The following is a 10,096-nucleotide window of genomic DNA, read 5'->3' as shown; positions in this document are numbered from 1 at the left end:
TGGCTATCCGCCCAACCCCGGCTACCAGAACGCTCCCGGCTATCCACCGGGCCCCAGGCAGCCCGTACCGCCGAATTACGGGCCCGGATCATACGACCCGTCGGCTCCGTTCGGACGCCATCCGGCGACCGGGGAACCGTACTCGGACAAGCAGAAGCTTGTTGCCGGGCTGCTTCAGATTTTCCTGGGTGGCTTCGGGGCAGGGCGATGGTATCTGGGCGACACCAGCACCGCACTCGCCCAGTTGTTCACCTGTGGTGGCCTCGGGATCTGGGCGCTGATCGACGGGATTCAGATTCTTACCGGCGATGTGCGTGACGTGCAGGGTCGGCCACTTCGTGATTGATCAGAATCACTCTTTCAGGGCTGCGGGCCGTAGCCGGTTACTACTCGGTATGACCGGGTGCGCGCTCGGCATCGGCTATCTTGTCGTTGTTGATCCGCACGACCCGGATGCGGTCATGCCGCGCTGTCCGACGAAGATTGTCACCGGGCTCGACTGCCCGGCATGTGGAGGCCTTCGGCTGGTTCACGACCTGCTTCACGGTCATGCGAGGGCTGCGGTTCACGACAATCCCTTTGTCCTGCTCTGCAGTCCGGTGCTGATGTACCTGGGCTGGCGGCACCTGCGTGCGACCAGCCTGGGCGAACGGACCCGGGTTCCCAGGCCACTTGCTTCTGGCCTTGGTGGCGGCGCGCTCGTCTGGATGGTCGTACGCAACCTGCCTGGGTGGCCCCTGAAGCCGACATCCACCTGACCAGGCGGCAGGTGGTCAGCAGCTCGGCGAGGCTGTCACCTCGACGGGACACCACGACTTGATCACCTTGCGGATCGTAATCTGTCCATCCGATCCGAAGGACTTCACCACGACCGAATGTTGCAGCCCCTCCGCCACCAGCGGAAGATCATGCAAGGTGGACGGCATCAGCTTGCCGAGAACGAAATAGTCGACATCCTGCCAGCCGTTCGTGAGCTTTCCGCGAACCGCGGGGTCGAGGTCCAGCTTGTAGAACCAGATCGGGTCCGGCTTCTTTCCCGCGATCACGAGATCAGTCCAGATGTTGTCGTCCGTCACGACGGTGTTGCCGTTGGGCACGTTCTCGATGTACCAACGTGCGGCGTCCCGGCTCGGCCTGCTGTCGTCGGCGGTCAGCGCGGTACGCAACGTCGGTGCCCACCGGCCCGGCAGGGTGACCAGGCCCACGATCACCACGCAGACCACGACGGCGACGCGCGCTGTCCTGGCCGCGGCGATCCGGCGCCGGCTCGCCGCCGCGTTGGAGCCACGAATAACCCCGGGAGTAGGGCCTGCGGCGCCGCGGAAGAGAGAGGCTCGTACCGCCTGTGGCCCACGGGTGACCCGGGGAAGGGTCACGTCGAGCATTCCGGCGGTACACAGCGCCGCGAACGGCAGCATCGCGGTTACATAGGCGTACGGCATGTAGCCGTCACGGAACATGAAGACGACCTGAATCAGAAGCAGCGCCGCAACCATCCGAAGACGCCGGACACAGAGCGCTGGGACCGCAGCGAGGACACCGGCACCCAGCAGATACGGATCCAGGTGCAGCCAGAGACCGGCCATACCCTGCGTGCCGCTACCCGCCTGCAGCAGGCTCCCGCTCGCGGTCCGTTCGAACAGCTGCCACTTGATCGCACGGATCAGCGAGACGTGGTCCGCCCCCTCGAACAGCTCGTTCTTCGCCACCGCATAGAGGACGTAGATTCCACAGATTGCGGTCAGGAAACCGAGGAAGTTGCCGCGTACGAACCGCCAGTTACGCGGATCCCGGTTCGTCCGGAGCAGAAAATATACACCCGGCAGGAGCATCAGGGATGTTTCCTTCGACCAGAACGCGAAGGCCATGAATACCCCGGACGCGATGGCCGAGCCCACACTGCGCCGTGGCGACGCCGCACAGACCAGGGCGGCCACCACCCACAACACTGCAATGTTGTCAAGGAATGCCAGCCGCTGATACCACACCGCGAGCGGCGCCAGGGAGAACAGCAGGACGGCGAGACCGGCGAACGCACGCCGAAACGCGAGCCGGCGGGCGAGCAGGTAAATGAGCGCGCAACTGACCAGATGGACGACCAGCATGCACTCGCGTGCGGCCGTCACCGCAGAAGACGCCCGCTCGAAGGCATTCGTGACGGTTGTGTAGACGGCTATGAACAGCCAACCGCCAAAAGGATGGTCATACCAGTAGGTGTAGTGGGCGATCTGGCCCCGGTATTGCATCGCGTATGCCTGGGCCGCATACGTGCCCTCATCGTCGTTGATCCGGCCGGGCCAGCCATCGAGGTTGATCCCGTGAACCAACCCGCAGGCAACGAGAACAAGTGTCAACAGGGCCAGGCTCCGCCAGTGCGCGAACAGCCAGCTGGCGATGCGCGCTCGGGCGGTCGACATGCGATCCCCGAATATCAGACGATCCCGGGTACCGCTGCCGACGACGTCGATGCCATCCGGGTCGGCGACCGGCAGCGTGGCTGTGGCTGTGGCTGTGGCTGTGGCTGTGGCTGTGGTCGTGGTCGTGGTCACGAAACCCCCTCGAGCTCGGAGGAGCCCAGCATCACCACGTGGTGGGCACCGACATGCGTGGTTTTCTCCCACTGCATCTTGCCCTGGACCAGTCGCACGATGGCGCGTAGCGCCGCCACGGACAGGACCAGCTGATATACCGGCGCGCTCACTATCAATCGGGCGCTGTCGAGTAGACCGACCTTGAGCTGATATGCATCGGCAAAGTCGTGGAAAGCCGCCTGTTCCGTGATGACCATCAGAATCATCGCCAGCAGCGGTAGCCAGAATATGATCACGAGTCCCACCGGCGCCTTCAGAAAAAAGGTGAGCAGCACCGACGTGGGCAGAGCCAGCCCGGCAGCGGCCTGGAAGAACGGCATCAAGAGCATTTCCACGGCGAGCGCGCGCCGGCGCCAACCCGGAAGTCCGCGCCACTCGCCCTTTTGGAACACCTGGATGAAGCCCATCATCCACCGAGTCCGTTGCACCACCAGCTTCCCCAGGGTCTCCGGTGTCTCTTCCCGCGTCGTCAGCTCCGGATGGTAGAAGACCATGGTTTCGACCCCAGCCACCGAGGCACGCACGCCGAGATCACAGTCCTCGGTCAGGCAGGAGACATCCCACCCGCCTAGCCCGTCGAGAACCTCGTGCCGGATGAATACCGTGTTGCCGCCGAGCGGAATGAAACGCGCCACCGCCTGATAGCGCAACCTCGACATGAACCAGATGTAGTACTCCAGGCAGTTACGGGCCCGCCACCACGATGTGGCACTGTTGAGCCAGGACGCCAACGCACGCACCGGCCCGGCCGATTCCGGTCGCCGCCAGCCCGTACCGCGGACATTCATCAGCTGGACGCCGCCCTGGAAAATCCCGATCTCGGAATGATTGACGGCGAGTGTGTTCACGTAGCTGAGCAAGCCACCGGCGACCAGCGACTCCGCGTCGACAATACCGATCAGATCGCCCTGGCAGTACTTCCGCGCATCCTCCAGCGAAAGCGGCTTGCTGCGCATGGCGCTTCGCGGCGTCACGAGCTTTACATTGGGGTGACGATCGGCGAATTCCTGGGCCACTGCACGCGTCTCCCGGTCGACCTCGTCGTCGGATACCACGACGACAAGCTCGAAGAGGTCCGGCGGGTAAGCACCGGCCAGTAGCTGGGCCAGGGTACGGCCGAGGACGGGCTCCTCCCGCGCGGGCACGATCAGTGAAAAGGTGTGCTGGGCTGGGGTGCGGTCCTCCAGGTGCACGTGGTCGACCCGTTCGGGCCGCTGCCAGCCGTACTGTGCCCGGACCAGGGTCAACCCGGCGACGAAGAGCATCGCGAGCGACACCGCGGTCCACCCGGCGAGGGCCACCTCGCCGCGGTTCAGATACAGCATCCGGGCGATGGCTACAAGTAGCGGAAGCATCGGCAGGACGAGACAGCCGCGAAGGAAGCGAACACGTGGCGTCGCGTCGGTCTGTGCGGCGACAAGCCAGGTGCCGACCACCACGTGCCCGCAAACCACCACCAGCGCACTCACCAGGGTGACGAGCAGCTGGCGCATGCTGACCTGTCCGACGACCGGAGCGCTCTGGTCGGATCTGGTCAGCTCGACGAAGACGAGCCAACCGACCGCCTCGGTCGAGATCCGTGCGGCCTCGGACCACAACCAGCCGCCCTGGCGGCGCCACCAGGTGAAGTCACGATCCAGACCTTGCACGAGAAATATCGTGGCGACGACCGAGTATCCGTACGCGACCTGGCCCCCCACCCCGAGAAACCACGCGAACACGACCGACAATGCGACGCGGATGAACACGCTCATCCCACCGCTCACCACGAAACGCAGCCGTCCGGATGGGCTGTCCAAACGGGTTCGCAGCGGCGGTGGCGGGGCAAGCACCTGGCTGGGATTCACAGATTCCTACCTGAGTTCTCACGAGACGGCGACCAGCCGCGGGAAGTCCGCCGCATAGTCTGCGACCTTGGTACTGGCAAAGTAGAGAACGTGTTCGGTGTTATCGACGCCATAGCCGGCGACCTGGGCCGCATGCGCCACGCTGTACCGGCCACCCGGTACCTGTTGCGCGCTCGCGAGCGGGACGCCGGCCGCCTGCTGCGCGGCATCAAGCTGCGCCGGTGAACCGGTGAGCCCGACGAACGTGGAATCGAACTGGTTCAACCAGCGCCGGAGCACTCCCGCTGTGTCACGGCCGGGATCGGTCGTGACGAAGACGACGGTGACCGCCGAGCCGACAGCCGAACTCACCAGTTGCTTGGCCGCGGCGATATCGGCCATTGTCGTCGGGCAGACATCCGCGCAGTTCGTATAGCCGAAGAACAAAAGCGTGGCCCGGCCGGCGGTCTCCTTGGCAAAGTCGAAATTCCGCCCGGAGGTGTCGACCAGTGTGAACGAAGGCCGGGGCCTGGACACCTTCGCAACGGTGCCGTGCCACCCGCCCGCCGCCGGCCCGGCATTCAATGATGGACGTACCGCCGACGGACCTATCGCCGACGGACGTATCGATGAGCTGCCGGAGACCGCCGGGTGTGGTGCCTCACCTGCGGGCGAGGACGCACACCCGGCCAGACAGCACAATGCCGCGGCAACGATCCAGCGGCGGGCGGGTCGAGGACGCCCGACCCGGGCATTGAATCGCAGGGACATTCCCCGACCTTCCTGTCGCTACCCGGCCAAAGGCCGCGCGATCCTGTCCTTTGCGCGGCCGGAGGCCCTAAGAGAATCATGGCCAAAGGCCGCGCGATCATTATCTTATGCGCGGCCGGAGGCCCTAAGAGAATCATGGCCAAAGGCCCTAATGGAATCAGGATGCGCAGACGGTATCGCCGCGGGAAGCTGTCTTTCCGGGTCCGGCGAGATGCTTGCTGTCCACACCGATCACCTTGAGCGGGCCGAATCCGGCCGCCCGCAGGAAGTCACAGTCGACCGTGCGGCCACCGGGAGCGACCTTCGGAACACAGACGTTGGAGTTACCGCCCGCGTCCGCATAGTTGTGGTCACAGCCGTCCACCCACAGCGTCGCCGGCGACGGTCGACCATTTCCATGTGGCTGCACCCGACCGCTGAGGTCCCGGTTTCCCGGACCCACGGAATGCTCAACCGCGACCTGCCGGACCCGCCCGTCGGCCCGGGTGTCCGCCGTCGACCCGGTCACCCGCAGGGTGACGAGCAGGCCGACGGCGACGCACAGCACGGTGGCCGCACCGAGCAGAATTCTTTTTCTGGTCATCCGACATGCACCCACTTGGCCACGGACGGCACCCCGTTCATATCCTGGGCGAACATCATGTAATAACCGGCCGGCAACAGGTTCGGGTTGTCCGGGACGCTCACGCTGATATCCGTACCCGTTCCGGACAGCGGCAGGTCGACGCTCCGCTGGTTCGGGTCGGACTGATGGGTCACCGACGCCGGGCGGATCAGCGTGACGCGACCGATGTTCCCGCTCACGGTCAGTTTCTGCGTCGATCCATAATCGAACTGGTCGCCGGCGTTGGAAATAGTCGGGCGGTCCCTGGACATGTACCAGGGTGAATAGATGGAGATACCCAGGTCGAAATCACCGGTGGCCGGATTGTTCCCGATGGTCGCCACCCTGCCGTCCGGAAGCAGGAATGCCTCCGAATGGTACATCCGATCGGCTGGGTCAGCGGGCAGCGATGTGAAGGCGTTGGCGACCGGGTCGTACATGGACGCCTCATGTACGGCGTACTGGGGATAGTTGTGCTTCGCGCCGCCGGTCTCGAACACCTTGCCGTCGGGCAGGATGACGGCGCTCACATACATCTTCGCCGCCGGCAGGTCCGGCCCGGCCGTCCACTGTGGATCTTCCTTGCTGAGGTTGATGATGTCCGTGTGGTTCGTCGGATCGAGGTCACTGTAGGAGTTGCCGCCGCCGAAGTTGGCCACCTTCTGGGCCTGCGCCGGCGGTAGGAGCACGGTGGCACCCTGATCCCGGAAATCGATGTCCCGCAGCCCCGGAACGTCAGTGATCGTCCCGGTGTCGACGTCGTAGATCTCCGACCCCGAGGTGTTCGGAAGAGCGTTGCCGAAGGTATGCGTCCCGCCGTAGAAAAGCCGGCCGTCCGACATCAGCACCATGGTGGGATACAGACCCCAGTAGAAGTACGTCTGCGGGACCTCGTTGAAGGGCTTCCACTGACCCTTCGTCGGGTCGAACATCTCGACGGCGACGTTTCCCGAACCGTTCTCGTTGAGCCCGCCGGTGGCGAATACCGAACCATTGCCGAGGTTCACCAGTGACGGGTACCAGTGCCCACCGCCCGGCATGTCGTTCGTCTTGGTGTAGGTACCGGTCATCGGGTCGAAGATGTAGCTGCTCGCCAGACCCTTGTAGTTCGTCGTGGGCGTCGGGTAAGCGAGGGTACCGCCAGCCAACAGGATTCGTCCGTCGGGAAGCTGGGTGTGCCCGACGCAGAAGAGATCCTCCTGGGTCGGAACATCGACGAAGTCGCCGTTCGACGGGTTCCAGATCTTGGAGACGAACTGGTTGTTTGCCGCCGCCGTCCCGTTGTTGCCGGATCCGGCAACGAGCAGGACGTTCCCTGTACGCAGCACCGTGGCGTGCACCGAGCGGACCGGAGAATCGTACGGCAGAGCCTGCCAGGAACCCTGACAGTCGCCCGTGCAACCGCCCGGTGGCGGCGGCGGAACGTCCCCCGCGGCTCCCCCACCGGTATAGCCGGCCCGCACGAGCCCGCTGCCGCCGCCCTGGTAGTACTCGACGTTCACGACGTGCTTTCCGGCCGTGACCGGCACGGTCGCCGTATAGGTGGTCGGCCCCTGGTCCTGCCATTGGTTGATGACAGCCGTGCCGTCGACATAGACACGCACGCCGTCGTCCGCCGTTACCGTGAACGTGCTGTTCCCGGCCCGGAACTGGTCGGTCCGACTCCAGCGTGCCGAGAAGTTGTACGGGCCGACACCATCCACACCCGGCCCGTTCTCACCGTAGTCGTAACTGAGTGTGGCCTCACAACGTTCGGTCTTCGGTGGTCCCGACAGGGTTCTGTTGGGAAAGTAGGACGCCGCCCACTGGGTGGACAGGCAGGTCAACGACGACGGCGGAGCCGCGGCGGCGTACGACACCTGAACGACTGCACCACCGCCGTGCTCGAAGTACTCGACCTTGACCGTGTGGTCGCCCGCCGTGACAGTCGGGCTGGCGGTGAAGGTGGTCGGCCCCTGGTCCCGCCACTCGTCGATCACCAGCGTGTCGTCGACGTACACCCGAATGCCGTCGTCGGCCTCGGCGGTGAACGTGACGGTGCCGGCCGAGAACTTCTCGGTCCGGGTCCACCGAACCGAGAAGTTGTCCGCGTTGATACCGGGGACGTCCGGTGCGCCGGTTCCCCAGTCATGGCTGATGGCATCCTCACAGCGCCCGCGCGGGGCACCGGCAAGCGCCGTCCCGGAGAAATACGACGCCGTCCACTGGACGGGCGCACACGTCGGCGGGGGCGGCACCGGCGGGGCGTAGCTGAACTCGGCAAGAGCGCCACCGCCGTTCTGGTAGTACTCCACGACTATGGTGTGCTGACCAGCTGCCACCGAGGGGTTGGCGGAATAGCTGGTCGGGCCCTGGTCCTTCCATCCGTCAATGACGGTGCTGCCGTCCAGGAGAACGCGGATTCCGTCGTCCGCGGTCGCGGTGAAGCCGTACTCACCCTGGTCCAGATAGACCGTACGGGTCCACCGGACCGAATACCCGGATCCGCCTAGACCGCCGATCCCGGGGCCCGTCTCCCCCCAGTCGAAACTGATGTCGGTGTCGCAACGCGAGCCCACCGTCGGCCCGGCCATTGTCGTGTTGGCGAAATAGTCGCCGGCCCATTGTGTGTCCGGGCAGGTGACAGCTTTCGCCGTGCCTGGATTGACGACGACAAGCACCACGAACTGGATGGAGGCGATCGCGAGAAGTCCCGTCAGGGCGCGTCTGCGCCCCGACCTCCGACGTCCTCCCCTAAACATTTCCACCACTCCTGATCGGGATTGTCCGCCGGCTCATGCCTCGGCCTCCCCGGCGGCCCCGGTGATCGACCGTCTGGTCGACCGGAACGGGTTTCGCACCGTCGGTCGATGCTCGCCGTAGACGATCCGGTCGACCAACATGTAACGAACACCAACAGCGATTGCCAGGGTCGCGACGGTGGCCGTACCGAGGCTGATATGCCAGCGCTCCACAAACAGTCCGAGCAGCGGGAGGCGGATGACGAGATCGACGTTGTTCAGTAGTGCGAACGGCACGTACCGGCGAATTCTGGACTGGTTTCCGCGCTCCCAGACAAGCAGGTCAGCGCCGACGAAATTCCATAGGATGGCGACCTGGGTAGCGATCACCGCAGCCGGCACATAATGCATGCCGCTGTGGTGCAGAAACGCCGTACCAAAAACGTTCGGCAATGTCCCGGAGGCGCCTACGAGCGCAAACCGCGCAGCCCGGGGCAGACGGAGTGAGAACAGCCGCCGCGCAAAGCGGACCCCCTCGGACATCGAGGCGTTCGATGATCCGGCATGCCGTTCGCCGAAGACATACCCGACCTCCGCGACGCGCAGGCCGCCGGAACGAACCAGCAGCTCAAGCAGGATCTTGTACCCGTTCGGCCGGAGCCGGTCGAGGTCCAGCGCCGCGATCCGGACGAGGAAGAACCCGCTCATGACGTCCGACACGCCACGCAGTCGCAGCGGGAAAAGCATCCGGGACAGCAGATTCGCAGCGGATGACACGACTCGACGACGCCCGTTCGCCAGACCCGAGGCACTGCCGCCGTGGACGTAACGACTGCCGACGACAACATCGACGTCGCCGGCACCAGCCGCGGCAAAGAGCTCTGGAATCACCTCCGGTGGATGCTGCAGATCACCATCGAGAATCACCGCATAGTCGGCGTGACAGAGCCGGATGCCTTCGGTGACGGCGCCACCGAGCCCGCCCACCCGATAGGGCGCGGGCCGGTGGTGGACACGGATCCGCATCCGTACAGAACCACGGAGCGCTTTTATGATCTCCGGCGTGGCGTCGTCCGAATCGTCGACGAAGATGACCTCGCTGGGTAGATCGGCCAGCGCGGCGTCAAGGCGGCGAAGGAGCGGCTCGACATTCGCGGCCTCGTTCCGGGTCGGCACCACCACCGATACCAGTACCTGCTCGTCCGGCCGATAGCCGGCGACAGATGTGGTGCGCATGGTCGAAACCACCATTGAGGAAGCTCGCGGCCGCGGCACCAGGTCTGCCAGCTGCGCATCGAAAATGCGCTCGTCAGGCATGCTCATCCGCTGGTCTCCCCCCGGTTCGGGACGGCGGCCAACGCGGCAACCGTCCACTGGGTACGTCAGATGCCGGGACCGGGATTTCCCGGTCCGGCATGCTCGGCGCCGCCGGCTTGGCTACCGGAATGCGCGCCGAGCGGGCGCGATCCGCCGCGAAGGCCGTCGCGGAAGAAAGCAGGTCGCGCGGAAACAGCCCACGCGAAAGAATTCCTGACCCAGCTGGATCAGAACTGAACAAACGGTTTGGCGGCCTGGTGGCCGGGC

General features: G+C 65.1%; 8 protein-coding genes. 2 read left to right on the top strand and 6 right to left on the bottom strand.

Annotated elements, in window-relative coordinates:
* Both U9977_RS14610 and U9977_RS14605 read left to right on the top strand, forming a co-directional pair.
* Positions 1 to 346: TM2 domain-containing protein (locus U9977_RS14610; RefSeq protein ID WP_322749800.1), on the top strand; the 346-nt coding region annotated here is incomplete at its 5' end.
* Positions 339 to 758, top strand: coding sequence for a DUF2752 domain-containing protein (locus tag U9977_RS14605; protein ID WP_322749799.1), 420 nt, complete (start codon positions 339 to 341; stop codon positions 756 to 758). The genes U9977_RS14610 and U9977_RS14605, both read left to right, overlap by 8 nt.
* Positions 759 to 773: 15 nt before the next feature.
* On the opposite strand, the gene U9977_RS14600 is transcribed toward U9977_RS14605, so the two are convergent.
* The 6 genes from U9977_RS14600 to U9977_RS14575 all read right to left on the bottom strand — a co-directional run bounded on the left by U9977_RS14600 (position 774) and on the right by U9977_RS14575 (position 9,748).
* Positions 774 to 2,549 (bottom strand): ArnT family glycosyltransferase, encoded by a 1,776-nt coding sequence (locus tag U9977_RS14600; RefSeq protein ID WP_322749798.1) that lies wholly within the window; start codon positions 2,547 to 2,549, stop codon positions 774 to 776.
* Positions 2,546 to 4,438 carry a glycosyltransferase gene (locus U9977_RS14595; RefSeq protein ID WP_322749797.1) on the bottom strand — a complete coding sequence of 631 codons (1,893 nt, stop codon included), beginning with the start codon at positions 4,436 to 4,438 and terminating at the stop codon, positions 2,546 to 2,548. Before U9977_RS14595 ends, U9977_RS14600 begins: the two co-directional genes overlap by 4 nt.
* An 18-nt stretch (positions 4,439 to 4,456) precedes the next feature.
* Positions 4,457 to 4,954, bottom strand: a complete 498-nt coding sequence (locus tag U9977_RS14590; RefSeq protein WP_322749796.1) for an SCO family protein — start codon at positions 4,952 to 4,954, stop codon at positions 4,457 to 4,459.
* 391 nt (positions 4,955 to 5,345) lie between these two features.
* Positions 5,346 to 5,771 (bottom strand): hypothetical protein, encoded by a 426-nt coding sequence (locus U9977_RS14585; protein WP_322749795.1) that lies wholly within the window; start codon positions 5,769 to 5,771, stop codon positions 5,346 to 5,348.
* Positions 5,768 to 8,533, bottom strand: coding sequence for a PA14 domain-containing protein (locus tag U9977_RS14580; protein WP_322749794.1), 2,766 nt, complete (start codon positions 8,531 to 8,533; stop codon positions 5,768 to 5,770). The genes U9977_RS14585 and U9977_RS14580 overlap by 4 nt, the downstream gene beginning before the upstream one ends.
* Positions 8,534 to 8,566: 33 nt before the next feature.
* Positions 8,567 to 9,748 (bottom strand): glycosyltransferase family 2 protein, encoded by a 1,182-nt coding sequence (locus tag U9977_RS14575; RefSeq protein ID WP_322749793.1) that lies wholly within the window; start codon positions 9,746 to 9,748, stop codon positions 8,567 to 8,569.
* Positions 9,749 to 10,096 lie beyond the last annotated feature (348 nt).

Source organism: Protofrankia sp. Cas8 (assembly GCF_963555845.1).
Taxonomy (GTDB): Bacteria; Actinomycetota; Actinomycetes; order Frankiales; family Frankiaceae; genus Protofrankia.
The sequence above is the reverse complement of the archived record's forward strand: the minus strand, read 5'-3'. Positions and strand labels throughout refer to the sequence as shown.

Coding starts and splice junctions, on each gene's coding strand:
- U9977_RS14580 (WP_322749794.1), bottom strand. CDS start 8,533: ATGTTTAGGGGAGGACGTCGGAGGTCGGGGCGCAGACGCGCCCTGACG.
- U9977_RS14585 (WP_322749795.1), bottom strand. CDS start 5,771: ATGACCAGAAAAAGAATTCTGCTCGGTGCGGCCACCGTGCTGTGCGTC.
- U9977_RS14575 (WP_322749793.1), bottom strand. CDS start 9,748: ATGCGCACCACATCTGTCGCCGGCTATCGGCCGGACGAGCAGGTACTG.